This window comes from Ensifer sp. Root142 (assembly GCF_001426785.1).
Lineage (GTDB): Bacteria > Pseudomonadota > Alphaproteobacteria > Rhizobiales > Rhizobiaceae > Ensifer > Ensifer canadensis.
In genome coordinates this window covers 151,062-176,469 of the sequence record NZ_LMFK01000011.1, presented here as the reverse complement: position 1 = coordinate 176,469, position 25,408 = coordinate 151,062, and the positions used below count along the sequence as shown (strand labels likewise).

Annotated in this window: 23 protein-coding genes; 4 read left to right on the top strand and 19 right to left on the bottom strand. The window is 60.5% G+C overall.

What is annotated here, in order from left to right; translation table 11 throughout:
* Window positions 1–6: 6 nt before the first annotated feature.
* The 8 genes from ASD52_RS12410 to ASD52_RS12375 form a co-directional block, all read right to left on the bottom strand.
* Window positions 7–780: an amino acid ABC transporter ATP-binding protein gene (locus ASD52_RS12410; RefSeq protein WP_081788989.1), complete on the bottom strand. Its 774-nt coding sequence runs from the start codon at window positions 778–780 to the stop codon at window positions 7–9.
* Between the two features lie 17 nt (window positions 781–797).
* Window positions 798–1,463 carry an amino acid ABC transporter permease gene (locus ASD52_RS12405; protein WP_025429808.1) on the bottom strand — a complete coding sequence of 222 codons (666 nt, stop codon included), beginning with the start codon at window positions 1,461–1,463 and terminating at the stop codon, window positions 798–800.
* A gap of 190 nt (window positions 1,464–1,653) precedes the next feature.
* Window positions 1,654–2,571: a 4-hydroxy-tetrahydrodipicolinate synthase gene (gene dapA, locus ASD52_RS12400; protein WP_025429809.1), complete on the bottom strand. Its 918-nt coding sequence runs from the start codon at window positions 2,569–2,571 to the stop codon at window positions 1,654–1,656.
* Between the two features lie 22 nt (window positions 2,572–2,593).
* Window positions 2,594–3,337: a dihydrodipicolinate reductase C-terminal domain-containing protein gene (locus ASD52_RS12395; RefSeq protein ID WP_057224565.1), complete on the bottom strand. Its 744-nt coding sequence runs from the start codon at window positions 3,335–3,337 to the stop codon at window positions 2,594–2,596.
* Between the two features lie 12 nt (window positions 3,338–3,349).
* The gene (locus ASD52_RS12390) at window positions 3,350–4,747 is read right to left on the bottom strand and encodes an aldehyde dehydrogenase family protein (RefSeq protein ID WP_057224563.1); all 1,398 of its coding nucleotides are present in this window, start codon (window positions 4,745–4,747) and stop codon (window positions 3,350–3,352) included.
* Window positions 4,744–6,099, bottom strand: a complete 1,356-nt coding sequence (locus tag ASD52_RS12385) for an FAD-dependent oxidoreductase (RefSeq protein ID WP_057224562.1) — start codon at window positions 6,097–6,099, stop codon at window positions 4,744–4,746. Before ASD52_RS12385 ends, ASD52_RS12390 begins: the two co-directional genes overlap by 4 nt.
* Window positions 6,092–6,364 carry a 2Fe-2S iron-sulfur cluster-binding protein gene (locus ASD52_RS12380; protein ID WP_244497463.1) on the bottom strand — a complete coding sequence of 91 codons (273 nt, stop codon included), beginning with the start codon at window positions 6,362–6,364 and terminating at the stop codon, window positions 6,092–6,094. Before ASD52_RS12380 ends, ASD52_RS12385 begins: the two co-directional genes overlap by 8 nt.
* On the bottom strand, window positions 6,355–7,536 hold the full coding sequence (locus tag ASD52_RS12375) for an FAD-dependent oxidoreductase (RefSeq protein WP_057224560.1): 1,182 nt from the start codon (window positions 7,534–7,536) through the stop codon (window positions 6,355–6,357). Before ASD52_RS12375 ends, ASD52_RS12380 begins: the two co-directional genes overlap by 10 nt.
* Before the next feature lie 151 nt (window positions 7,537–7,687).
* Here ASD52_RS12375 and ASD52_RS12370 point away from each other — a divergent pair, with 151 nt between their 5' ends.
* Both ASD52_RS12370 and ASD52_RS12365 read left to right on the top strand, forming a co-directional pair.
* On the top strand, window positions 7,688–8,617 hold the full coding sequence (locus ASD52_RS12370; protein ID WP_025429815.1) for a LysR family transcriptional regulator: 930 nt from the start codon (window positions 7,688–7,690) through the stop codon (window positions 8,615–8,617).
* A gap of 146 nt (window positions 8,618–8,763) precedes the next feature.
* Window positions 8,764–9,588: a transporter substrate-binding domain-containing protein gene (locus ASD52_RS12365; protein WP_025429816.1), complete on the top strand. Its 825-nt coding sequence runs from the start codon at window positions 8,764–8,766 to the stop codon at window positions 9,586–9,588.
* A gap of 257 nt (window positions 9,589–9,845) precedes the next feature.
* On the opposite strand, the gene ASD52_RS39965 is transcribed toward ASD52_RS12365, so the two are convergent.
* Together ASD52_RS39965 and ASD52_RS12355 are read right to left on the bottom strand one after the other, a co-directional pair.
* Window positions 9,846–10,184, bottom strand: a complete 339-nt coding sequence (locus ASD52_RS39965) for a GNAT family N-acetyltransferase (RefSeq protein ID WP_063991836.1) — start codon at window positions 10,182–10,184, stop codon at window positions 9,846–9,848.
* Between the two features lie 361 nt (window positions 10,185–10,545).
* A complete protein-coding gene (locus tag ASD52_RS12355) occupies window positions 10,546–10,953 on the bottom strand; it encodes a DUF6194 family protein (RefSeq protein ID WP_025429817.1) in 408 nt (135 codons plus the stop codon).
* Between the two features lie 90 nt (window positions 10,954–11,043).
* On the opposite strand from ASD52_RS12355, the gene ASD52_RS12350 reads away from it, so the two are divergent.
* Complete coding sequence (locus ASD52_RS12350) at window positions 11,044–11,574, top strand: PadR family transcriptional regulator (RefSeq protein ID WP_057224557.1); 531 nt, start codon at window positions 11,044–11,046, stop codon at window positions 11,572–11,574.
* Between the two features lie 330 nt (window positions 11,575–11,904).
* On the opposite strand, the gene ASD52_RS12345 is transcribed toward ASD52_RS12350, so the two are convergent.
* From ASD52_RS12345 to ASD52_RS12320, 6 genes are read right to left on the bottom strand one after another with little or no spacing between them, the layout of a single operon-like run.
* Window positions 11,905–13,329, bottom strand: coding sequence for an aldehyde dehydrogenase family protein (locus ASD52_RS12345; protein ID WP_025429819.1), 1,425 nt, complete (start codon window positions 13,327–13,329; stop codon window positions 11,905–11,907).
* A gap of 57 nt (window positions 13,330–13,386) precedes the next feature.
* The gene (locus tag ASD52_RS12340) at window positions 13,387–15,342 is read right to left on the bottom strand and encodes a beta-galactosidase (RefSeq protein ID WP_057224555.1); all 1,956 of its coding nucleotides are present in this window, start codon (window positions 15,340–15,342) and stop codon (window positions 13,387–13,389) included.
* Entirely contained in the window at window positions 15,339–16,433 is a 1,095-nt protein-coding gene (ugpC, locus tag ASD52_RS12335; RefSeq protein ID WP_057224553.1) for a sn-glycerol-3-phosphate ABC transporter ATP-binding protein UgpC, read from the bottom strand. Before ugpC ends, ASD52_RS12340 begins: the two co-directional genes overlap by 4 nt.
* Before the next feature lie 4 nt (window positions 16,434–16,437).
* Window positions 16,438–17,286, bottom strand: coding sequence for a carbohydrate ABC transporter permease (locus ASD52_RS12330; RefSeq protein WP_025429822.1), 849 nt, complete (start codon window positions 17,284–17,286; stop codon window positions 16,438–16,440).
* Entirely contained in the window at window positions 17,286–18,194 is a 909-nt protein-coding gene (locus ASD52_RS12325) for a sugar ABC transporter permease (protein ID WP_200954036.1), read from the bottom strand. Before ASD52_RS12325 ends, ASD52_RS12330 begins: the two co-directional genes overlap by 1 nt.
* Before the next feature lie 55 nt (window positions 18,195–18,249).
* Entirely contained in the window at window positions 18,250–19,482 is a 1,233-nt protein-coding gene (locus ASD52_RS12320; protein WP_025429824.1) for an extracellular solute-binding protein, read from the bottom strand.
* A 30-nt stretch (window positions 19,483–19,512) separates the two neighbouring features.
* Between ASD52_RS12320 and ASD52_RS12315 the strand changes: the two genes are divergently transcribed.
* Window positions 19,513–20,559, top strand: coding sequence for a helix-turn-helix domain-containing protein (locus ASD52_RS12315; RefSeq protein ID WP_082571809.1), 1,047 nt, complete (start codon window positions 19,513–19,515; stop codon window positions 20,557–20,559).
* A gap of 325 nt (window positions 20,560–20,884) precedes the next feature.
* Here ASD52_RS12315 and ASD52_RS12310 read toward each other — a convergent pair whose 3' ends face one another.
* The 3 genes from ASD52_RS12310 to ASD52_RS12300 all read right to left on the bottom strand — a co-directional run bounded on the left by ASD52_RS12310 (window position 20,885) and on the right by ASD52_RS12300 (window position 25,281).
* Window positions 20,885–22,234 carry an SLC13 family permease gene (locus ASD52_RS12310; RefSeq protein WP_057224549.1) on the bottom strand — a complete coding sequence of 450 codons (1,350 nt, stop codon included), beginning with the start codon at window positions 22,232–22,234 and terminating at the stop codon, window positions 20,885–20,887.
* A gap of 110 nt (window positions 22,235–22,344) precedes the next feature.
* Window positions 22,345–23,862, bottom strand: a complete 1,518-nt coding sequence (locus ASD52_RS12305) for a malonyl-CoA synthase (protein ID WP_057224548.1) — start codon at window positions 23,860–23,862, stop codon at window positions 22,345–22,347.
* A 24-nt stretch (window positions 23,863–23,886) separates the two neighbouring features.
* Window positions 23,887–25,281, bottom strand: a complete 1,395-nt coding sequence (locus ASD52_RS12300; protein WP_025429828.1) for a malonyl-CoA decarboxylase — start codon at window positions 25,279–25,281, stop codon at window positions 23,887–23,889.
* Between the last annotated feature and the right edge of the window lie 127 nt (window positions 25,282–25,408).

Here is a 25,408-nt window from a genome sequence, read left to right as displayed (position 1 = left end):
GGCACCTTATCCCTTGAACCGCGACACGAACGCTTGCAGCCGTGGATTCTGCGGATTGAGAATGACTTCATCGGACGTGCCGGTCTCGGCAATAACTCCCTGATCGAGAAAGAGAACCCGGTCGGAAACATCAGCCGCGAAGGCCATTTCGTGCGTCACGATCGCCATGGTCATACCCTTGTCGGCAAGATTGCGAATGACCGCGAGAACTTCGCCGACCAATTCCGGGTCGAGCGCACTCGTCACCTCGTCGAGCAGAAGAACTTCCGGCTCCATGGCAAGGGCACGGGCGATGGCAACACGCTGTTTTTGGCCGCCCGAAAGATGGTTGGGATAGGCGGCATGCTTGTCGGCAAGGCCGACCTGGCCGAGAAGGTCCATCGCCAGCTCTCGGGCCTCCCGCGGCGGGCGTTTGCACACGATAATCGGCCCCTCGGTCACATTCTGCAGGACGGTCTTGTGGGGAAACAAGTTGAAGTGCTGGAAAACCATGCCGACATGCCGGCGGAGCTTGCCGATGCCGATCTTTGTGCCCCGGTCGTTGAAACGGTCGCCGACTTGTTGCTGGCGGAAGCGGATCTCGCCGGCAGTCGGCGTCTCCATCATGTTGAGGCACCGGATGAAGGTTGACTTGCCCGACCCGGAAGGGCCGATCAATGCCACGACTTCCCCGCGTGCAAGACTGAGGTCCAGCCCCTTGAGGACCTCAAGAGCTCCGTAGTTTTTTCTGAGGCCGCGGGCCTCGAGGATAGGGTCAGATGTTTGGGAGTTCGCTATCATGTTCGGGCTCTCTTCCTTTAGTCGCTGACCCTGAGGCGTTTTTCGATCCAGTCCGCTGCCTGCGTCAAAGGCAGGAGCATGGCGATGTAGAGTGCGGCCATCACGGTGTAGGATTCGAGCGGACGATAGGTCTGGCCGTTCACGACCGCGGCCATATAGGCGAGATCGGCGACGGAGATGACCGAGACCAGCGAGGTGTTCTTGAACTGAATGACTGACTGGTTGATGAAGGAGGGCAGAACGCGTTTCAGCGCCTGTGGCAGGATGATCCGGCTCATCGACTGCATCGGGCTCATGCCGATCGCGGCGGCTGCCTCTCGCTGCCCCTTGTCGATCGAAACGATGCCGCCGCGGAAGATTTCCGCATAGAACGCACCGACATAGAGCGAGAGCGTCAGCATGGCCGCGACACGATTGTCAACGGAGCCCCCGATCAGCAGCGGGAACGCATAGTAGAACCAGAGCAACTGAACCAAAAGCGGCGTGCACCGGAAGATTTCCTGGTAGGCACGGGCCGTGAGGTTCAGGAGTTTCCAGCCAGACAGCCGTGCCGCGCAGGTTATGAAACCGATGATGACGCCGAAAAAGATCGAACTGAAAGTGTAGACAACGGTGATCCAGAGCCCCCAGAGGAAAAGATCGTAATACTGCCAGACGGAATGAAAGTCCCAGTTATAGCTCATCTCGTTCTCCTGTCTGGCCGCCGCGGATGCGTTGAGTTGCCGCGGTCCAAGTCAGGACACCGGCTATCAAGTGGGCTCGCAAACATAGTGTTCCCCTGGTCTGTGGTGTCGGTTCCTGAGATCGGCAGGGACCGACACGCGATGCTCGTCTGTCCATTTCGTAGGGACAATGCAAAGCTGATGGTGAGCCTTACCGCATTTCTTGGAAGGCGGTAGCTGCGGACCCGAAGCGATTGAGAATGCCGGAAAGCTTGTTCCGGTTTGCATCTGAAATGGGAACCATCGGCAATCGCATTTCCGGACCTGCGAGATTGGCGAGCGCAAGAGCAGCTTTGACAGGGCCCGGGTTGGATTCAATGAACATGCCGTCCGTCAGCTCTGCGATCAGTTCGTGAAGCGCCAGCGCCTTGACGGTTTCGCCCGCATGCCAGGCATCGACCATCGCCACCATCTCGCGGGGTGCGATGTTGGCAACGACACTTGTCACCCCCACGGCGCCGAGCGAAAGGAAGGGCAACGTCATGCCGTCGTCACCGGAATGAATGACAAGCCGGTCGCCGCAGGCTGTACGCAGCTGGGTTACCCGAGCCGCCGTGCCGCCGGCCTCCTTGATGGCGACGACATTCTCGTGCCTTTCGACAAGCGTTGCGCAGGTTTCGGGCGCGATTTCCACGCCGCAGCGGCCGGGCACCGAATATAGCATCATCGGCAGTGAGGTTGCTGACGCGGCAGCACCATAATGCGCGATCAGTCCAGCCTGACTCGGCTTGTTGTAGTATGGCGTCACGATCAACACGGCATCTGCGCCTGCGGCCTCTGCACGCTTGATCTTGTCGACCGTCTTGGTCGTGTCGTTGGCTCCGGCGCCGGCCATCACCATGACCTGGCCGGCCGCGATCCGAACAGTGCGAGCGATGACTTCGACGGCTTCGTCATCCGAAAGGGTCGCTGCTTCTCCTGTTGTTCCAACGGGAACGAGGCCGGATACGCCGGCAGCAATCTGTCGTTCAACAAGCGCGTCATACGATGCGTAGTCGACGCCACCGTCCCTAAAGGGGGTAACCAGGGCGGTAAATACGCCTTTGAAGCGATCTGAAAGTGCTGTCATTTCGGTTTCCTCTCTCAAATTGTCAGTCGTTCAAGCTGTCTGCCAAAGTGTATCGGCCACGGGAAACGGCGCTCGAGACCAGCCATTGTGCGGCCGCAATGGCCCCTTCGGCGTAGGCAGCGACCGTGTGCACGCGATAGGAGAACACCGCCTCGGCCGCGCCCATGTCGAAGCGAACTTCGTTGATGCCGACGGTGTCGCCCTCGCGGTTAACCGCGATCGGCGGCTCAGGTGCATCGAAGCCCATGACGCGGCTACGCTCGGCTCGCAACTGTGCCGACAGAAGGCGGGATGTTCCCGAGGGATCGGTTTTCTTGGGGGCGTGGTAGGTTTCCAAGACCGTTATCTCTGCGCCCGGCATCCTGGAGGCAAACGCCAATGCCGATCGCTTGAAGGCTTCAAAGCCACATGCGAAGTTGGCGCTGATCATCATCGGGCGATGCATGCAGCATTTGTCCAGCAGCACATCGTCTTCTCTTGAGAAGCCCGTTGTCCCGATAACCATGGGAATTACCTTGGTCCCGATGTCTCGCTGCAGCGCCATGCTTGCAGCAGGCGTGGAGAAGTCGATCATGACGTCGCAATGACTTTTCATCGCTGCTTCGGCGGGACGATACTCGATGCTGCCGCCAGCTACAGGGACCCCGACGAGTCGAGATCCCGGTGACACCAGGGCCGCTGCCAATTCGAGCCCGGGACTTTCAAGAACCGCTTCGACGAGCCGTGTTCCCACCCGTCCAGAGGCTCCAACGATTCCGATGCGCATCGCAGCTGTTCCTCAGTCGATGACCACTTTTTGCTCCGACATCTCCCGAAGGGCGATACGAACGCCCTCACGGCCGAGACCGCTGCGTTTGACGCCGCCGAACGGGACGTGCTCCGCGCGGAAATCGGGGCCTTCGTTGACCATGACGCCACCAACCATGAGTTCGCGGGAGAACGTCTTGATTAGCGCATGATCGTTGGTGAAAACGCCGGCCTGCAGGCCAAAGGCTCCTGCATTGACTTCGGCAATTGCAGCGTTTGGATCGGTGAAGCTGCGGATGGCGATAACAGGACCGAATGTCTCGTCGGCGATAACAGCGGAATTCGGTTCGACGTCAGAGATTACGGTTGGCGAAAAGAGCGTGCTTTCGTGATTGCCGCCGGTCAGCAGCTTCGCGCCACCGGCAACGCTGGCCCTGACGCGTTGTGCCACCTCCTGGGCCGCCGGCAGATCGATAACCGTCCCCATGTCTGTGTCGTCGTTCGACGGATCGCCGAACTCGATGGCATCGACGGCGGCGAGGAGGCGTTGTGTGAACACCTGCTCGATGTCTTTATGGAGGTACAGCTTCTTCACCGCTGCGCAGCTTTGGCCGGCGATTTCGAACCGGTGGCCGACCGCAGTCGCGACGGCCTTGTCCAAATCAGCATCGGGTAGCACGAAGAGCGGGTCGTTGCCCCCGAGCTCCATCAGGCAACGGATGAGACCACTGGCATTCTTGAGCGCGAGACCGGCGCGCGGGCCCCCCGTGAAAGAAAGCAGATCAATAGGAGCACGGGCAAGCGATAGGGCGCAGTCCGCGCCACCATGGATGACCTGGAAAAGATCGCGCGGCCAGTTTGCCTTCTGCGTGAGTTCGAAGAGGCGAGCCGCAGCCAGCGGAGCCTTCGGCGAGGGTTTGGCGACGACGGCATTGCCGGCGGCAATGGCCGGTCCGAGCTTGTGGCACAAAAGGTTGAGCGGGTAATTGAAAGGCGTGATGGCGCCGATGACCCCAACGGGCTCGTATGTGATTGTGGCAAGACGATCGGCACCACCTTCAACGATCGCGCAATGCAGTGCCTCACCGTCGAGAAACGTTGCCGCATCTCCCGAGAGCTTCAACGTGTTCTGGGCGCGACGCACCTCGTTGCGCGCTTCGCGGATCGTCTTGCCCATTTCCGATGAAATGATCCGGGCCAGGTTCTCTGCGTCCGTGGCAATCTCGGCTGCCAGGGCGTTCAATAGTGCCCGCCGAACCGCAGGCGTGGAGTATCGGAATTCGCGCTGCGCCGTCTTGGCGCGCAAAACAGTGGCGGCGACGTCCGCTCCGGAATGCTCCGCAATCTCGCCGACGATCTGCCCGTCGAAAGGATTACGGACCATGATCGGGCGAGCTGGGGTGGGAGCGATTTTCTGCAGGGACGTCATTTGGAACCTCGTTCGTCGTTCGAATTGTGTTGGGAAATGGCGCGCGTCAAAGCGCCGATGGATACTGGGCGGATGGGCCAGCGCTGGCCCGTCAGATCGTTGGCCGCTGCTGGCGCTTGCGACGGGCTGATGAGGTTCAGCACTTCGGCAACATTTGCGGCGCAGAAGCGCCCTTGGCAGACCCCCATCGAAAATCGGCCGTTGTGTTTCACTTCACGTCCGGAGAGGCCATCGCTCCGTTGTGCAAGCAGCCGGAGATCCCCAATCGTGCGGCCTTCGCAGCGGCACAAGATAGTCTCGTCAGGAAGGGTGGCCAGCGGGGAGGTGGGGTCAACCGGCGCAAACAGCGCTGAGAGCAGGCTCTGAGCGCGACGCTGTTGTGCGATCGCGGCGTCGACGTCCTTGAGTGCGCGCGTTTTACCGGACAATAGGTTCACCACCTGGCGCCCCACGCGCCTGCCATCGGCTTCTGCTGCGATCGAACCGAGCGCTTCCCGGCAGTCGCCAGCCCTCATGATGATTGGTCGGGCGTCCGCCTTCATAGCGACATCGGGAAGGCCGAAGTGGTTTGATCTCACGCCGTCGTGGAGGCCGACACGATCGACTATGATCGTCTGTGATTGACCTCTCCGATCACGCAGCGTCGCCTCCAGGCCCGTGTCGCATCGCCGAACCCCTGTGAGGACACAGCCTCGCAGCCAAGGGGTTCGGTTTGCCGTCATCTCGCACAGATAGGAAAATGCCTCGCTCAGAAGTCTGGGGTAAGCAAACAGGCCAAAGGTGACCAGCGGGTGCCGAATGGGATCGCCCGCTTCAACGACGGCGACTGGCGGGTTTCCCAACTTGGCCATTTGCGCGGCGACTGCGATAAGAAGCGGGCCGCCTCCGGCAAGTAGGATTCTGCCGTGCGGCGGTCGTCCTGTTTCCTTCATCATGACTTGCAAGCCGCCGGCGGTGGAAACGCCCGAAAGTTCCCAGCCTGGACGAGGCAGTATCTTTTCGATTGCCCCTGTTGCGATCACGACCGCGCGCGCCTTGAGATGCACGACGGCGCCGTGAAGGCGATCCTCGACGAGGACGAGCCCATCACTGTCGATGCCGAGAAAGACACAGGAGTGGCGCAGTCGAATGCCCGATTGTCGATAGGCGGAAAAAAGTGCCTTCCATCGAGCCCGTGCCGTGCGGGGCTGAGGTACGGCTTCAACGCCGTCGATCGGTTGGCGATATATCGCGCCGCCGACATTCGGTCGCTGCTCGATGATCTCGACTGAGAGGCCAGATCCGCTTGCCTCTAGGGCGGCGGAAATCCCGGCAACCCCGCCTCCAACAACGATGATGTCCAGATCAGTCAAGGTCCACCTCCAATCCAACAATCACCATCCCATCCCATGCCGGGGTAAGGCAGGCCTCCGTAGCGACGCCATTGATGCTGACGAGGCAACATTGGCAGGCACCGATGCCGCAAAAATATCGGGTTTCGCGGTCAACGGCGTCGCGGCCGAAGCTCGTGATCCCGGCTGCCTCCAGTGCTGCCGCGACGCTTTCACCTTGGCGAAACGGGATATCCTGCGACATCCAGCGCAACGTTTTGGGACCGTTCATGTCATTCACGCCCATGCGACGGTCTCACTTTTCCCAAACCGTGCAGGGTCGAATGCCGCAAGCGACATATCCGGCGTCTCCCCGCAGACCATCTGCGAAATTGCCTTTCCGGTGATCGGCCCGAGGCAAATGCCGTCGCCCTCGAAGCCGGTCGCGACATAGGCATTTATGAGATGCGGTAATCGCCCGACCAGTGGCAGCCCGTCGATCACCGCCGTGCGGACTCCGGCAAAGCTGCGCAGAAGCCTCACATCGGCAAGGCCCGGCACAAGGGCGACGGCATCTCGCAAGATCCGCGATACCGCGTCGATGTCATTGTTGCGGCGGTCCCCATGATCTTCGCGTGTTCCTCCAATCAGGAACTGCCCCGTTTGCAGGGGGTCGATGACAAGCCCCAGTCCCTTCGGGAGTTTGGCTTGTGGGGCATTTTGGCTGCCCTTGCTGAGCAGATATCGCCCTGACATGATCGCCCCGGGCATGGCCGCGTTCAGTGCGCGCGCCCTTTCGGTGATGAGAAGCTGACCCTTGCGTGGGATAAGGGCGTGTTCAATACCGAGCAATCGGGCCGATCCGGTGCCAGCTGCAACGACCACTGCGTCGGCTCTGACGTCGCCTTTCGCCGTGGCGACACCCTCGACACGGCTGCCGTCACTCGCAAGAAGCAGGCTCTCAACAGCGTGGCCGCGGTGAACAACGACACCGGCAGCTGTAAGGAAGCGGTGCACGATTTGATAGCCGATCGCGTGACCCTCATCATGCACCTCGACGATCATCAACGCGTCCGGCGACAGTACGGGAAATCGATTGCGGGCAGCCTGCGGGGCAAGTGTCGCCGTCCGCACGCCAGCACCTGCAAGTGCCTTCGAGTGGGCTTCAAGGACATCGCACTCCGCCTTGGAGGTTGCGACGATGAAGGTCGATCGGCTTTTGAAGCAATCTGCAAACAGACCGTCTCGCGCCAGCTGGCGATAGAGCGCGATGCCGCAAAGCGCCGCCTCCATCATCGGACCGGGGCGTTTGCTCGCCACGGAAACCGCACCGTCGGCTGCTCCCGTGGCCTGCGATGCCGGAACATCCGCATCGAAAAGGTCGACCCTCACTCCGCGGCGCGCAAGAAAATAGGCCGCCGCCGCACCGACGATTCCGGAACCGGCTATGACGACGGAAGATGGCTGTGCAAATGGCATCGTTGTTGAACCGGCACTGTTTCTAACTCGCCCTATGTTGCGGGCTGCCGGCGGCTGGCGTCGATACAAGAAGACGCCGTTGCTTGTTCACGAAATTTGTATCGGCTACTAACGAAGGGCCCCTTAATCCTCAGGGCGGGGGAATACAGTTATGGCCAAAATCAGCCTCACGCTCATCCAGACGTTCTACCAGGTCGCCAGATACGGGTCATATTCCGGTGCGGCGCGGGAGCTTAACTTGAGCTATCAGTCGGCCTCGAACCATGTTCGACGGTTGGAGCAATTGCTCAACGGAAAGCTCATAGATTCCGAGCAGGGTGCTAAGCGGATCACGCTGACCCCGAGGGGGCGCGCACTGTATAACCTCCTGCATCCCGAGCTGGACATCATGCTGGAGCGGCTGAGCAAGCTGATCGAGAGCCAACGGTCATCGCTGCGTGTTGGAATGCCGCAAGCAATTTTCTTCTACCTTTTTCCAAAGGTGCTTTCGAAATTTCGCGAGAGTTTTCCAGACATGGAGTTCGCAGTCTATGAACGCGATACGGTCTTGGCGGAGCTTGTCAAGAACGGAAGCCTGGATGTGTGTATTTCGGAGCGGTACTTCGGTGACCCGGTCGTGCCGCAGCGGCTGTTGGGTAGCTATCACCTCAGCCTTGTCTATCCTTGTCAATGGGGAGCGCCACCGGAGCAGAAGGACATCCCGTTATGGGCGAAGGATCGGCCGTTCATCACCTATGAGCCGGGTCAGACTTTGCGCAATCTTGCGGTCGACTTCCTCGGTCGCGATGGAGCCGTCGTCCAGCCCGTGATCTCTACCTCGGGAAGTTCCAGCGTGAAACGCTGCGTCGAGGAGGGTATGGGCTTTTCAATCATCCCGTCCTGGTGCGTCCTGCCGGAAGACAAAACCATCGTCAGCACGAAGCTGGCAAACCTGCCGGAGGTCCGCGTGTACTTCGGTAGTGCAGGCTTTCTGCAAAAGCATCCGGCGGTACAGCAGCTTTTTGAGGAATGTCAGTCAGAGCTGGTTGGCCCCGTCCTGGATCCTCCGCGCAGCGGCGAACTCACTCCTGCAGCGCCGTAAACCGGCAACCTACAAAAAACGGGATAAGCGTGGTCGATTCTCTAGCATTGTTCCCGGCTGACTGCGCGGTAACCTGCTCGCGGTCGCAAGGACCAAAGAAGGCGCATGACTGATAAAATCAAACAGGGGAATATGGAGAACCGAGAATGAATGTTATTGCGAAAATCTGTAGTTGCGCCGCCGTCGCCCTGTCATTGCTGGGAACGACGGCGTCTGCTGGTACGATCGAGGATATAAGGGCGCGTGGTGCTCTTCGTATCCCCGCGATCCTCAATGAAGTTCCCTATTTCAACAAGGATCCGCGCACAGGAGAATGGCAAGGATTTGTCATTGATATGGCCACCGACATCGCCAAAACGCTTGATGTGAAGCTTGAAGTGGTCGAGTCGAGTTGGTCGAATGCAATCCTCGATGTGCAAAGCGGCAAGGTCGATATGGCTTTTGCGGTTACCGCAACGCCTGTAAGGGCGATGTCCGTGTCGTTCTCCGATCCGACCTACTACAACAGCTTTGTGGTCGTGTCGTCCAAGGATGAAGTCAATAACAAGACCTGGAGCGAACTGAACGATCCGAAATACACCTTCGCCGTCGACCTCGGTTCGGCTCAGGACTTGATCACGCAACAGTATCTGCCGAAGGCAAACATCCTTCGCTTCAAGACGCGTGACGAGGCGATTGTCGCGGTGACGACGGGCAAGGCCGACGGTCTCGTCAACACGATGCTCAATGGCCTTGTGATTTCAAAGAAGGCCCCGGCAGTTGGAAGCGTCAAGGTGCCAACCCCGGTTCTGGCCACGCCCTCGGTCATCGCGCTTAACTACGGTTCCGACGAGACCTTCAAGTCCTTTGTGTCTGCCTGGGCAGAGTACAACCGCCGCATCGGCAACAATCAGACATGGATCGTCAAGAGCCTTGAGCCTTTTGGCATCACCCTTGAAGATATGCCGGTCGGTTTCGGCTTCGGCGGCTGACGACGGTGACCCTGCTCAGTTTGCAACCACCCGTACTGAGCAGGGTCTTGAGTTGGAAGGGGCGCCGTCGCGAACATCAGCAGGTCGTCGAGGAAGCTTTTGAGTGCGGGTCGGATGGCGGTCTGGACCGCGAACAGTCGAATTGGATCGCCTGCCTTCGTCGGCCGGATCTGAACGGATCCGTCCCGTGGTGGTCGTCTCCGACCATGCCGATCTTCTCTGCCACGCGTATTGACGGTAAATTGCCCGGGTCAATATCAGCGACAATACGGGTGAGGGCCGAGCGTATGAAATGCATGCTCCACGATTGGCCGAATTGCTTCAGCCGCAAATCCCTTTCCCCACGTCGAGCGACATAAGCGCCAGCCGATCTCTATTTCGGGACCAACATCGTCGTACGGTATGAGAAGAATCCAACCCGCGAACTGGTCAGGCTGCGCTTTCGGGAAGATTGACCAGTATCCGAGCCCTAACGAAGTTTCGATTCTGTCCTTCAGGAAGGCTTCATGCCTTGACGGATCGTCCCACGGGCCAGGAATGAATTTCGTTACCTCCGGGTCACGATCCATGGCAAGACACGCGTCAAAATCTGCCATTGTGCGACCTCGAACTAGAAGTCTTTCAGTTTCAAAAGTTGGCAACAGCAAACTTCCTCCTTGTTTGAAAGCTCCAATCCGTGGCAATCAGACCGTCTTCCGGCTGACAAACAAGCCGCTTTCCTTTCGACTTCAAGGATGCCCTTGCCTACCTAAATGCCTCGGTGATCGCGCCATGTGCATTGCAGCGGCATCGAAAGAACCATCCTCAAAGGGTAAAGCGGTTTCATCGGCCTCCCGGCCCGTGACGCTTTTAAAACGGTAGTAGGTAGGCCGGGAGCTGCATGATCTCGCCGGGTGTGAACAGCGGGCGGGCTGAATGCCGTTTGCGCATTGCATTCTCCCGCGAATTTCCACGATGCTACTGGCGAGCCAGCTTATACGCCTTGCTGAGAAGTTCTCGGCATTCAGGGTAGCATCTATCCGGATTGACTGCGCCAACCCAGTGCATGCGTCCATAGACGGGGTGCGGCAGGAGTTGGTCGCGGGCTGCGTAGTCGAAATCGGCAGCTTCCAAAGCCGACCGGGACGGATGATCGGGGAACAGCGCCGCAAAACCATCCCGGCCAAGCGCGATATTGAGCCGGAATGATCCATCGCCATCGAGCCGCGCGAAACTGTCGAACTCGGTATCACGCGTAACAATGGTGGCGAACGGCATGCGCATCGCCGCGCCACGGAAAAAGAAGATGTCGGGCGTGCTCGTATCAACATGAATATCCGCCCCACTTGAAATGATGTCGGATTTGATCGTCTCCAGTGATGGCATGATAACCTCCGGTTTAGCCAAATTTGGTCAAACGCGATATAGCGCTTTTGACCAAGCTTGGCTATAGGTGGCCAGAGAGATTGGGGCATCATGAACGTCACACGCCTGCTCGTCCTAGGGACGATTCGACATCTGGGCACCGCCCATGGATATGCGGTGCGCCGCCAGTTGGATGACTGGCGCGTCGAAACGTGGACAACGGTGAGATCAGGTTCAGTTTACCACGCGCTTGGGCAACTACAGAAGGAAGCAAAGCTGGCAACCTCCGGCAGCGAGGCCGGAGCGCGTGGCGCGGAACGCACTGTCTTTTCCCTAACACCGAGTGGTGAGATCGAGTTCTCTTCGCTACTGGAAGAAGCACTGGGAAGTTTCGATCTTACACAACTGAGCGCCGGCATTGCTTTCCTTGACCAACTGCCGTCAGAACACGCTCAAAATCTTCTTACGGCCTTACACGACAGGCTAAGCGCCAATAAGGATTTTCTCCTACGGCTTGCAGAGAAGGTGCCGAACGAACACGCCGTGCCCCGCACCGCTGATCTCCTGGATCTTTGGATCGGCTATCTTGATGCCACCGCACAGTCCGTGGCACGACTTAAATTGGGAATTACAAAGAAATAGCACATTTGAATGGCTGTGACTTTGGGAGCGTCTGTCGGCTATATGTCCTTTTGAGCCGCTCGATAGGTTAACGCAATGTCTCGAATACCTAGACGCCAAGAGTTCGCTACCGCCTCAACCGCCGCGAGACCTCGGAATGCCCTCCTTTAAGGTCAACCCAAGGCAGCCAGAAGTCATCCCGATCGCTGCGCGTGACGCTTCCATGCAAGCCCTGGGTTACGTCCGTGGAAAAGACCCCTCTGGATAGCGGGTGTTTTTCGCACCCGCTATCCAGCGATCGACGGCGGCGACGAAAGCCGGCGCGGTCGTCGGCCGGCCCTTGCGCTGGCGCTATTGCCCCCAGCCGGCAACGCCCTTGATTTCGAGGAAGTCCTCAAGGCCATATTCGGCATATTCGCGCCCGTTGCCCGATTGCTTGTAGCCGCCGAAGGGAAGGCCGGTGTCCCAGTCGGGATAGTTCATAAAGACGTTGCCTGACCGCATCCGCCTGGCGAACCGCCTTCCCTCCTCGACATTCTGGGTTTGCACATAGCTGGCGAGGCCATAGGGCGTATCGTTGGCCATAGTCACGGCCTCATCGGTGGTTGCGTAGGGCAGGATCGAGAGGACCGGCCCGAAAATCTCCTCGCGAGCGATGCGCATGTCGGGCGTGACGTTGGCGAAAATGGTCGGCTTAACGAAATAGCCATGTTCGCGTCCGTCGGGTCGGCCGACGCCGCCGGCAACTAGCGTGGCGCCCTGATCAATCCCGACCTGGATCAGAGCCTGAATCTTGTTGAATTGCACCTCGCTGACGACGGGTCCAAGAACCACGCCCTGCTCGTCGGCGGGGCCAACGACATAGTCGGCAGCGGCTCGGCGGGCTATCGCGATGGCTTCGTCATGCAGATAGCGTGGCACGAACATGCGGGTCGGTGCATTGCACGATTGCCCCGAATTGCCGAAGCACCCTTCGACGCCCTTGGTGACAGCCGTTTCCAGATCGCAGTCGGGGAGCAAGATATTGGCCGATTTGCCGCCCAATTCCTGGGCTACGCGCTTGACGGTGTCGGCGGCGGCCTTGGCCACGGCGATGCCGGCGCGGGTGGAGCCGGTGAAGGACACCATGTCGATGTCGGGGTGGCTCGAGAGCGCCGCGCCGACCGTTGGGCCATCGCCATTGATGAGATTGAAGACGCCATTGGGTGTGCCGGCTTCGTGCATGATTTCGGCAAAAATCAAGGCGCTGAGCGGGGCGAGTTCGCTGGACTTCAGGATCATGGTGCAGCCCGCCGCAATCGCCGGCCCGACCTTGCACATGATCTGGTTGAGCGGCCAGTTCCACGGGGTGATCAGCGCTGCCACCCCGATCGGCTCCTTCAGTACCATCGAGGTGCCCTTCTGGTGCTCGAATGAATAGTGCCTCAGTACGTCGATGAGTTTTTCGAGGTGCCCGTCGCCCGAGCCGACCTGGCTGTCCCGCGCAAAGGGACGTGGCGCACCCATTTCCGAAGAAATCGCCAGGGCCAGATCGTCGGCGCGCCTGCGGTAAACAGTGAGCATGCGTTCGAGCAATGCCAGCCGTTCGGCGCGGTCGGAAAATCCGAAATCGGCAAATGCCCGGCGGGCCGCTATGACGGCGCGGTCGACATCGGCGGTCGAGCCCATGGCAATGGTGGTGAAGGGGCGGCCGGTCGAGGGGTTGATGACGTCGCGCGTCGACAGCGCGACAGGATCAACCCATTTTCCGTCGATATAGAACTGATGATTGTTCAAGGTCTTTTGCCTTTTTAGCTAACGCGCTTCCCGACGAAAACGCGATAAACAAGGGAATTATGCAGTCAGCCGAAAGCGCCCGACGCCGCATGGGGGCAGCATGGGCCCGCCAAGAAGCGCCGTCCGCCCGGCAACGAGGGCGGAGACGTCGACCGGCTCCGGGCCGTGATTGAAGATGTAGCGATCGGGTCCATTGTCGCGCACCCGAATGTCGCGGTGCAGCTTTTGGGCGAGTATTCCAGCCTGCTCCAGGAGATTGGCCACAACCCGGTCCGCATAGGCCTGGTTCGGCTGTCCGGACAAGTAGTGGATGCAATCGCGTGAACAGAGGGCGATCTGCCCATCAACGGTTTGATCGATCACGGAGACCTCTCCGGACGTGGAAACGATCTCGCGCCAAACCTCCAGCGCGTGGTCAGCATTGCCCGCGATGCCGATCTTTGCCTGCGGGGGCAGGGTTTCGACGCGCGTAACCCGAATGGGAAGGCGCGACTGTGCCGCGGTGCCGGGTGGCAGGGTTTCGGGAATTGAAAAGCTCGTTGTGCGCGAGCCGGTTCGTGGGCCGAGCAGGGCCACCTGACCATTTTGGCCGAAAGCGGCCATGAGCTTGTCGTCGATGGTGAACAGCCCCGGCACCAATAGCAGGCGATAGCCTTCGACTGCTTCAGGTTTTGCCGGCACGATATCGACGGTGATCCCGTGACGCCGCAGGGCGCGGTAGAAGGTCAGCACGAGCTTTCGATAGTTGAACTCGCGCCCCTGTGGCTGGATCTGCCAGGCCCAGTCGCTTTCGTAGTCAAAGACAATGGCCACATCGGCGCGCTGCGCGCCGACGCCCGATTGTGTCCCGATTTCCTCGGCGACTTGCGTGGCGACGTCGATGGCTTCATTGGGCGTGCCATCGGGCAGGCACAGGGCCTCGTGCATCTGCTCCTGCGCGAAGGGGGCCTGCCGCCAGCGGAAATAGCTGACGACTTCTGCACCCGCTGCGAACGCTTCCCAGGTCCATAGGCGCACTGCTCCCGGAGCGGGGGCCGGATTGTGCGGGGCCCAGTTTACCGGCCCGGGTTGCTGTTCCATGACCCACCAGCGACCGCGCCCGCAACCGCGATAAAGATCGTGAAAGAAGGCCTGGAAGTCGGGATCGCCGACGCGCAGGTAACGCATCTTGTGCTCGTCGCTGCAATCGTCGAGATCGAGGAACCCGAGGGGGTAGCTGTCCCACGACGCGACGTCGAGATCCTGCGACAGGCGCCAATGGTCGAACAGCGTCGGCTTGCCCATGAAGTTGTGAAGGACATCGCGCCCCGGCGAGTGGGCGCGGATGATTTCGACCTGGAGCGCGTTGAACGCCACGACTTGATCCGAGGAGTAGCGATGGAAATCCAGCCGATGGATCGGCGCGGCTTCCGCAACGGTCAGGTTGGGCAGCTCGATCGCATCGAATACGCTATACTCCATCGACCAGAATACCGTGCCCCACGCGGCATTGAGCGCGTCGATGGTGCCGTATTTCTGCGCCAACCATTTCCGGAACCCCGCTTTGGCGGCGGGCGAATAGCTCAGGCCGGTATTGTGGTTGGCATATTCGTTGTCGATCTGCCAGGCGACCACGGCCGCATGGCTCCCGAAGCGCTCGGCGAGCGCCGTGACGATCCGGCGGCACTCCTCGCGAAATCCCAGATGGCTGAAGCAATAGTGCCGGCGCGAGCCAAAGCCGCGCACCCGGCCTTCGGCATCGACCGGCAGCATGTCCGGCATCTGATCCACCAGCCATTTCGGCGGCGTCGTCGTCGGGGTGCCGATAATGACCTGAAGCCCCTCGGCGGCCAGCGTGCCGATGGCCCGCTCGAGCCAGTCGAATTCATAGCGCCCTGCTTCGGGTTCCAACCGCGACCAGGCGAACTCGCCGATGCGCACCAGCTTGATCCCGGCCTCGCGCATCATGCGGGCGTCGACCGCCCAGCGCGCTTCGGGCCAATGCTCGGGATAGTAGCAAACGCCAAGTTTCATGACAGACGCTCCGGATGGCGCAAGGCGACGCCGTCCGGGTCGAAGAGGTGGCATTGGTTGAGGGACATGTAGATGGTGGTGGTTTCCCCGGCCCGCCCCGGATCGTGGCCGCCGCCCTTGACGACGACGCTCTCTCCCCCCGCGAGGGTGACGTGGAACATGGTTTCCGATCCGAGCCGTTCGACGAGGCGAATGGTGCCTAGGAGTTTGATATCGCCGGTCTGCAGGCTGACATTTTCGGGACGCAACCCGAGCGTCAACCTGCCCTTGTCGGCCCCGGTGAACTGCCCGGCATCGATCCTCGCCTTGTGGCCTCCGGGGAGCGTCAGGACGATTGCGTCATCCTGGCACGCCGCCGCGACCTCGATCAGGTTCATGCTGGGCGAGCCAATAAAACCGGCGACAAAGGTATTGGCCGGCTTATGGTAGAGATCGAGCGGGCTGCCGATCTGCTCGATCTTGCCGGCCCGCAACACGACGATCTTGTCGGCCATGGTCAGGGCTTCGACCTGATCATGGGTGACATAGATCATGGTGGCGCCAAGGCTCTGGTGCAGGTTGGCGATCTCCACGCGCATCTGCACCCGCAGCGAAGCGTCCAGGTTCGACAGCGGTTCGTCGAACAGGAACACATCGGGTTCACGCACAATGGCCCGCCCGATGGCGACACGTTGCCGTTGACCGCCCGACAATTGCGCCGGCTTGCGCAGCAGGAGTGGCTCCAGTTGCAGCAACCTGGCGGCTTTCGCCGTCTGTTCGGCGATTGCTGCCCGCTTGTGGCCTGTCATCTTGAGGCCGAAGCCGATATTTTCGGCCACCGTCATATGCGGGTAGAGCGCGTAGGACTGAAACACCATGGAGACGCGCCGCTCCGACGGCTCGAGCGCCGTCACGTCGCGTTCGCCGATCGACACGGCGCCGCCGGAGGTGCTTTCCAGCCCGGCAATCATGCGCAGCAGGGTCGATTTTCCGCAGCCGGACGGCCCTACAAACACACAGAACTCGCCATCGGCGATATTGAGGTCGACGCCCTTGATGATCTCCACTGGCCCGAACGACTTGCGCAGCGCCTTTAGATTTACTTCTGCCAATTCATTATCCCTTGGTAGCGCCGAGCGTCAGGCCCGCGACAAAGTGCTTTTGCATCAGGATGAACATCACTGCCGGCGGGATCGCCGCGACGATCGAGCCCGCGGCCACGAGTTGCCAAGCGGCCACCCATTGTCCCTTGAGGGCATAGAGCCCGGCCGTTACCGGCATGACGTGGTTGCTCTGCACCAGCACCGTTGCCCAGAAATAGTCATTCCAGACGAAGGTGAAGACCAGGACCGACAGCGCGGCGATTGCGGGCCTCACCAGCGGCACGATGATGAAGATGAAAATCCGCCATTCGCTGACCCCTTCCACCCGCGCGCTTTCGATCAGCGCGGTGGGCAGCGCCTTGATGAAATTGCGCATGAACAGAGTGCAAAAGCCGGTCTGGAAGGCGATGTGGAACAGGATCAGGCCGCCGATGCTGTCATAGAGGCCGGTTTGCAGCGTCCATTGCCGGACCGGCACCATTAGGATCTGGAACGGAACGAAATTGCCCGCTACGAATATGATGAACAGCACGATGTTGAGCCGGAAATTGTAGACCGCCAGGGCAAAGCCCGCCATCGACGACAGCACCAGCGCCCCGATGACCGTCGGCACGGTGATCATCAGCGAGTTGAGCATGTAGCGAGCCATCGGGCTGCCGGTGAACACCGCCACGTAGTTTTCGAAGGCGAAGTCGGACGGCGCGCCGAAGTAGTTTCCGGCCGCGAGATCGCTCGCCGGGCGCACCGAGGTCATGGCGACGCCAATCAGCGGCAGCAACCAGATGCACAGTACGATGGGGATGGAGAGGGTATAGATAAGCCGCGCGCGGGGCGACATGTCCGCAATGGATTTTGGAAACATCAGCCGGCGCGCTCCTGCATCAGCATCCGATAGATGATGATTGAGATGAAGATCATCATGATGGCGAAGAGGATGACCGAGATGGCCGCGCCGTAACCCATGCGGTAGCCATATTCAGACAGTGCCTGCTCATACATGAAGAACGAGAGAACCCGCGTCGATCCGTAGGGGCCGCCGCTGGTCATGATCGACACCAGGTCGAAGGATCGCAGCGAGCCGATAATGGTCACCACCAGCGCCATGAACGTGGCCGGACGAAGCTGTGGTAGGATGATGTGCCAGAGCATCTTGAGGCCCTTGGCATTGTCGATGCGCGCTGCCTCGACCTGTTCGGGATTGATGTTGTTGAGGCCGCTGAGAAACAGGATCATGCAATAGGCCGTTTGCGGCCAAAGCCCGGCTGCAATGATGCCGAGCGTGGCAAAGCGCTCGTCGGCCAGGATGGCGATCTCGACCCCGGTCAGCGCCTTGATCGCCCCGGCGACCGGGCCGAAGCCGGGCGCGTAGAACCACGAAAAAATCAGGCCGACGACAACCTGGGAAATGATGAAGGGCAAAAAGAACAGCGACTTGTAGAGGCGAATTCCGGTGACGGTCTGATTGAGAAATATCGCCAGCGCCAAGCCTACAGGAACCGCCAGCAGATAGAGCGTCAGCCAGAGCAGGTTGTTCTTGAGCGAGACATAGAACACCTCGTCGGAAAATAATTCGGTGTAATTGTCGAGGCCGATCCAGATGGGGGCCGTAAACCCGTCCCATTCATAAAACCCGATCACGATCGACTGTCCGATAGGGACAACGACATAGACCGCGAACATGATGAGGGCCGGCAGAAGGAATAGCCAGGGCGTCAGCGCGCGTCGCGCCTGTGCCCAGGAATTCGGCATTGCCTGATGGCTTGCTTGCATTGATATGGGCCTTGTTGAGAAAAATGGGGTCCCCGCGAAGGGCCCCGCAGTCGCGTTATTTGTAGACTTTGAGCCGGACGCGCTCGAGGCGCTCCAGGATCCGGTCGACGTCATCGGGCTTGACCATGAATTCCTGGAAAGCCTCCATGCCGGCCTTGGCCATTTCGGCGGGCGCATCCCGATCGTAGAACTGGGCCAGGCCATCGGCGGTCGACAGCATCTGGAAGCCCGCCTGCAGGAACGGATCGTCAGCGGCCTTGGCCACATTGCTCACCGGCAATTGCTGCAGGATTTCGTTCATCGCCGTCTGGGCCTCGGGGGAGGCGACATAGGCGAGGAAACGCAGCGCGTCAGGCTTGTTCTTGGCGCCGGCGGGGATGTGGTAGGAATCGGTCGGCGCGTCTTCGGCGCGCGGGATGCCCGCAACGATTTCGGGGAACTGGAAGAAGCCCAGAGTATCGTTGGTCAGGCCCGCTTCCTTGAGCGGAGCGACGAGGAAGTTCCCCATCAGGTACATGGCGGCATTGCCCTGCACCATCTGGGGATAGGCGTCCTGCCAATCCAGCGCGGCGTGGTTGTCGAGGAACGCACCCATCTTGGCGAGCTCGCCCCACTTTTGGAACACGGCGCGAACCCGCGGATCGGTATAGGGCACCTTGCCCGCCGTGAGGTCCATGTGGAACTGGTAGCCATTAATGCGCAGGTCGAGATAGTCGAGCCACCCTGCCGCCGGCCACAGCGCCTTGGTGCCGATGGCAAAAGGCGTAATTCCGGCGGTCTTGAGGGTCTGGCTGGCGGCGATCAGCTCAGCCCAGGTTGTCGGAACGGCAATGCCGTGCTTTGCGAAGATGTCTTTGCGATAGTAGATGCCCCACTGGTAGTAGGTGAAGGGCACGCCCCATTTCTTGCCATCGATCGTCATCGCCGAAGCGGCAGACTTGAGCGTGGTATTGAGGCCTTCTTTTTTCCAGAGCGCGGTAACGTCCTCGAACAGTCCCGCTTCCACGAATGGGGCCATGCGATTGCCGGCCATCCAGGCGACCACGTCGGGCGGATTGGCTGTCAGGAAATTGCGAATGGCGGACTTGTAGCCTTCGCTGTCGAAATTGTTGAGGGTGACGTTGACGTCGGGGTTTTTAGCCTTAAACCCCGCGATGAGCGTTTCGATGGCCTGCTTGGGTGCTACGCCCGATTTGTCGGCGTTGATGACGAGGTCCCCGGCCATCACCATCGAAGCCGACATGAGCAGCACTGCTGCAAGACCCGCCATTTTTTTGAATGTGTGCATGCATTCCTCCCTCAAGGGCGGCCTTACCCCATGGGGGAACAGCAGCCGCGACGGCAGATTGCCGACGCATTGACGGTAGGGGGAAAAGTCGTGATCATCTTCCCGAAAACCGGAATTCATTTCCAGGAATGTAAGATCCCCATGCTCCCCAAAACCGCATACCGCGAAGATTGCTTTTACGCCGAGGGCAGCGGCGGCAAGCCCATGACACCAGTGATCGACAATCACGGCTTTTGCGCCGCGCCGACGCTGGCGGTTCGCCCCATGCTGGGGCCACACATGCACAGCCAGGTGGAGCTCAACCTGCTGCTGAAGGGCTCGATGGAGCTCTGGTTCGACAACCAGCGTTTTGTCATCAACGCCGGTGAGCTGGTCCTTTTCTGGGGAATGCTCCCCCATCAGGTCACGGGTTGCTCCGAGGGATCCCAGTTTGTGGTGGTTCACGCACCCATGGCTCTGTTTCTCAATTTTTCGCGCTCCTGCGCGCTGCGGGAGGCGCTGTTCGCGGGCAATCTGATCCGCGTCGACAAGCTGCTGGCGTACGAGCAGGAACAGCTTTTGCAGTGGCGTGCCGATATCCTGACGCTCGATCGCCCCCGCGAGAAGATTTTGGAAGAGGAAGTGTCGGCCCGAGTCCGTCGCGTCGTCAGTGATGGATGGACGCTCTTGACCACTCCGGCGATGCGCAATGACCCGCAAAAACTGGCGGGCCACGAGCGGCTTCAGGCCGTCGAGCGGATGACCCGCTTCATCTACGAGAATGGCCACACCGAAATCACCGCCGTGCAGGTTGCAAAGTCGGTCGGCTATCATCCCAATTACGCAATGGCGGTGTTCAAGCGCAGCGTCGGCATCAGCATCAAGAAAGCCATTCTCAGGCATCGGCTCGACACGGCGCAGGCCCTGCTGCTATCGACCGATCGCGCCATTTCGGACGTGGCGTTCAACTCCGGCTTCGGTTCACTCTCCAGCTTTTATGCCGCCTTCACCAAGCGTTTCAACGCAAGCCCGGTGGCATTCCGTTTACAGGTTCGCACGGCGGTTCCTGCCTGTGACCAAATGGTCGTCCGTGCCTAACGCCGAATTTGAGGAAGGCCTCGGCGGCGCTCGGGCGGTTCTTGATGGCAGATCGGCAGACAGCGTCTGCCGCAGGAGACTTCGTCGGCGAAACGACGGCGGGGTACAGCGCGGCTATCTGGCGGCCTGAATCAGGCGGGAACTTGCAGTTCGATACAGTGCCGAGCCTTTCGGTCGAATGGGGCGGGCTTTACGCCTCGGTGAATGGCCGGGCGCATGGTTTGCCGAGCCCAACCTGCTGCTCGTGCCGAATAGCGGCCTGCGGGCGGCAGGAGTGCTCGATCCCGCGCTACCCGCGAGATCCTACGGCAAGCTTGCGAGAGCTTCACACTAAGCCCGGTACGACGAAGACGAGCCAGGCGACGATTGGGCCGATGATGGCGATGAGGGCGCTATAAACCAGCAGAGTTCTCAGGACGCCCTCCCGATCGGACTCCTGCGCATTGGCGACGACCAGTGCGCCGTTGGTCGAGAATGGGCTGGTATCGACGATGGTCGTAGATATGGCGATGGCGGCCACCACGCCAATGGCGCTGATATGGCCCTGCAGCAGGAAGGGCACAGCCAGCGGAATGATGGCTCCGAGCAGAGCCGTGGACGAAGCGAAGGCCGAGACGATCGCGCCGGTGAAGCATAGGAGCAGGGCCACCAGGAGTGGCATGCCGAGACTGGAAATCCCGTCCGCGACATAGTCGATCGTGCCGATCTTCTCCATGACGCTGACATAGGTGATGATGCCGGCGATCAGGAGCACCGTCGACCAACTGACCTTGTCGATCGCTGCCTTCTGCGTCTTGGGCGACAGGAGGGCCAGCGCGACCGCGACGGTGACGGCAACCAAGCCGACATTGAACTTGAACACCAGGGCGCCGATGGCCAGCGCGGTTAAGCCGATCACCGTCATCATCCGTTCCGGCGTAAGGCTGGAAAGCAGCGACGCGTTCTTCTGCGGCTCCTCGAAGACACGATGGCTGATCGGAGCGGCCGCGGTGCCTCCATGGCCGACGATGGCCTGCGCCACGCCTTCCGGATGAAGGTCGGGCAGGGGGCCGGTTGCTGCCTTCTGGATACGCAACACTTTTGCGCCGCCGAACACGATGAAGACGAGCATCGCGATGGCCAGGTTGAAGAGGAAGCTAGACAGGAACAGCGATGTCGGCGCGAAGGGCAGCCCGGCCTTGTCGGCGATCTGGTTGGTGATGCCGCCGTAGACGCTGATAGGTGAAAAGCCGCCGGCCTGCGCGCCGTGGATGACCATGAGCCCCATCATCACCGGACTGAGGCGGTACTGAAAGGCAAAGCCGAGTGCTACCGGAGCCAGGATCGCCACTACGGCCGGCCCGAGCGCGCCGAAGCCGGTGATGATGGCCGCGACGAGGAACATCACCCAGGGAATCCAGGCGACATGCCCGCGGACCAGCTTCACCGCCCCCTGGACGAGCCAGTCGATCGTGCCGTTGATCTGTGCGATGGCGAAGAGATAGGTGATACCGACCAGCGTCAGGAAAAGGTCGCTCGGAAAGCCGGCGAAAATGTCGGCGGCTTTCATGCTCATGACGAGTGAGCCGATCAAGAAGGCGCATGCGAACGCCAGCGCGCCCATATTGATCGGCTGTAGGGTCGCGATAATGAACATGCCGGCCAGCAGTGCGATCGACAAGATCTGGATATTCATGATTTCCTCCCTCGGGAAACACCGCAAGGTGCCCGTTCCCACGTTCGACTCTTTTGCTTGAACACCCGCGCCGGTCTCACTCCCAAGCCGACACAGGTCCGTCGTGCCTGCTAGGCGCTGGTGTAGAGACCGCCGTACTGGTCGCGCAGCAGGTTCTTCTGCACCTTGCCCATGGTGTTGCGTGGCAAATCCTCGACGAAGATCACGCGCTTCGGCTGCTTGTACTTCGCCAGCCGGTCCTGAAGGGCCCGCAGGACGTCCCCTTCCGTCAGTGTCGCGCCCGGCCGGGAGACGACGAGCGCCGTGACGCCCTCGCCGAAATCGGGATGCGGCACGCCGATGACGGCGCTTTCGACGACGCCCTCGAGCAGGTCGATCTCGCTCTCGACCTCTTTCGGATAGATGTTGTAGCCGCCGGAAATCACCAGGTCCTTGCTGCGGCCAACGATATGGACATAGCCCTCGTCATCGATCTTGCCGAGGTCGCCACTGATGAAGTATCCGTCCGCGGTAAATTCTGCGGCGGTCTTTTCCGGCATGCGCCAATAGCCCTTGAACACGTTCGGGCCCTTGATTTCGATCATGCCGGTTTGCCCTGTGCCGAGTGTATGGCCGTTTGCCGGGTCGGTGACGCGCACCGAGACGCCCGGCAAGGGCAAGCCGACCGTGCCGGCGCGCCGCTCGCCGTCATAGGGGTTCGACGTGTTCATGTTCGTTTCGGTCATGCCATAGCGTTCGAGAATGGCCTGGCCGGTGCGCTGGCGGAACGCGGCATGCGTTTCGGCCAGCAGCGGCGCCGAACCCGAGATGAACAGGCGGATGCCGGCGACCGCATCCCGCTTCAGCCCGTCCTGTTGCAGCAGGCGGACGTAGAAGGTCGGTACGCCCATCATTAGGGTCGATTTCGGCATCAGCGAAAGGATCTCGTCCGGATCGAACTTCGCCAGAAGGAACATCGATGCGCCGGAAATCAGCGTGACGTTGGTGGCGACGAAAAGCCCGTGCGTGTGGAAGATCGGCAGCGCATGGATCAACCGGTCTGCTGCTGTCACCTGCCAGGTCTGCTGCAGGGCCCTGGCATTCGACAAAAGATTGTCGTGCGTCAGCATCGCGCCTTTCGACCGGCCGGTCGTGCCCGACGTATAGAGGATGGCGGCCAGGTCGTCGGGCGCGCGCGTCGCGTCGATGAAGTCGACGCCCTCATCGTTTGCCAGTTCCATCAGCGAACCCGAGCCGTTGACATCCAGGGTCTCGACGATGGCGCCGTACCGCTGCGCGACCATCGAGACATCTGACTTCGATTTCGGCGAGACTACGACGAGCCGCGGTTCTGCATCGCCGATGAAATATTCGAGCTCGGCCAGCGTATAGGCGGTGTTCAGCGGCAGGTAGACCGCGCCACACCGAACACAGGCGAGATAGAGCATCAGGGCCAGCGGGCTCTTGTCGAGCTGAACGGCGACGCGATCGCCGGGGCGAACGCCCAGCGTATCGATGGCATTGGCGATCTGGCCGGAAAGGCTCAGCGCATCCCCATAGGTCCAACGCCGGCCGTCGGTCGTTTCGATGAAGACCGCTTCACCCGTCTTGGCCGATGCACGAATAGCGTCAAAGAGATTGTTGCTCATCGGTTCCTCCCGGTTGCTTCCAGTTCAGGTTTTCTGCTTTTCACCAAGACGCCATCCGGTGGGCGCGGATTGCTCCGTCTTCAGTCCGGCAATAAGGCTCTTCACCTTGCTCGATGCGGCGACTTCCCCGTGCTGTGCCAGCGCCTCGTGATTGGCCTCGATATCGTCGAGCTGGTAGAGATAGTTGACCATCAGGCCGTGCGATTGGCGCATCGCCTTGGGTGATTGATCGGCAAGAAAGTTCAATTGCTCCAGGCGCGCGCCGTTCCCCAGGTGGAAGCGGGCGACGGGGTCGACCGGACGCTTGCTGCCGTTGCGCTCCTTCAGGAAATAGCGCGCGGCGAGCGGCAGCAACACCGCTTCTGCGGTTCGGGCAAGCTGCGGATCGTCGGCCCAGCCCGGCTCATCCAGATGGCCAAGGGTCGTGAGCGTCTGTGCGGTTAGCTCCGGGTCGCCGTCTTTGCGGAGTTTTGCCAGCCATCCGGCAAAGCCCGGTACCGGCGATAACGTGACAAAGGTTTTGAGGCCGGGCAGGTCGCGCCGCAGATCCTCGACGACCTGCTTGATCAGGAAGTTGCCGAAAGAGATGCCGCGCAAGCCGTTCTGGCAGTTGGAGATGGAGTAGAAGATCGCCGTCGTCGCGTCCTTAGCCCGGATTTGCAGGCGGTCCTCCTGCAGTACGTCGGCAATGGCGGAGGGGATTGATTTGGTGAGCGCCACCTCGACGAAGATGAGCGGTTCGTCCGCAAGGCGCGGATGGAAGAAGGCGAAACACCGACGGTCCTCCGGCGCGAGGCGCCGGCGCAGTTCCTCCCAGCCGGCGATCTCGTGCACCGCTTCGTATTGAATGATTTTTTCCAGGATGTCGGCCGGCGTCGACCAGTCGATCGGCCGGAGCGTGAGGAAACCCCTATTGAACCAGGAGGAAAAGAGATGCGCGAAGTCCGCATCGACCGAGCGGAATTCTTCGGCTTCGCCCTTCATCTCCAACAGACGCTCGCGCATCGCGACGAGCTTCGCCGTGCCCTTCGGAGCGAGGTTCAGTCGGCGGATCAGCTCTTGGCGCCGCGGTTCGGCAGCTTGGTGGAGCGCCATGGCGGTGTCGGCATTTCTGTTTGCCCGGTATCGTTCGACGGCCCTTTCCAATTCGGTGGCATCCGCATCGAAGCGCTCATGCAGCAGGCGCATGAAGGCCGTCTGCTCGGCCGGCTCCATCGCGGCCCAGCGCTGCAGGATTTCCGCCGCCAGGGCCATGCCCGAAGCCTCGCCGCGGCTCGACAGCAGCATATCACACAAGGCGGCTACGGGGGTTTCGACCGCCACCGGCGCCGTGCCGTTGCGCGTCGCCACGGTCAACAGGCGCCGGCCGCGGTCGGAGATGCTTTGCATCATGTCGCTGAAGAAGGATGTGCCTGCCATTGTCAGCCCTCTTGGCAAAACCGTCGAAGCAAAAGAGCACCCGTACGCGTTTCGATGCTTGAAGCGCGGTTGTTTGCGTACGGATAACCCAGTGTGGTATCGTGATTTACCATTCTTGTGCGCAAAG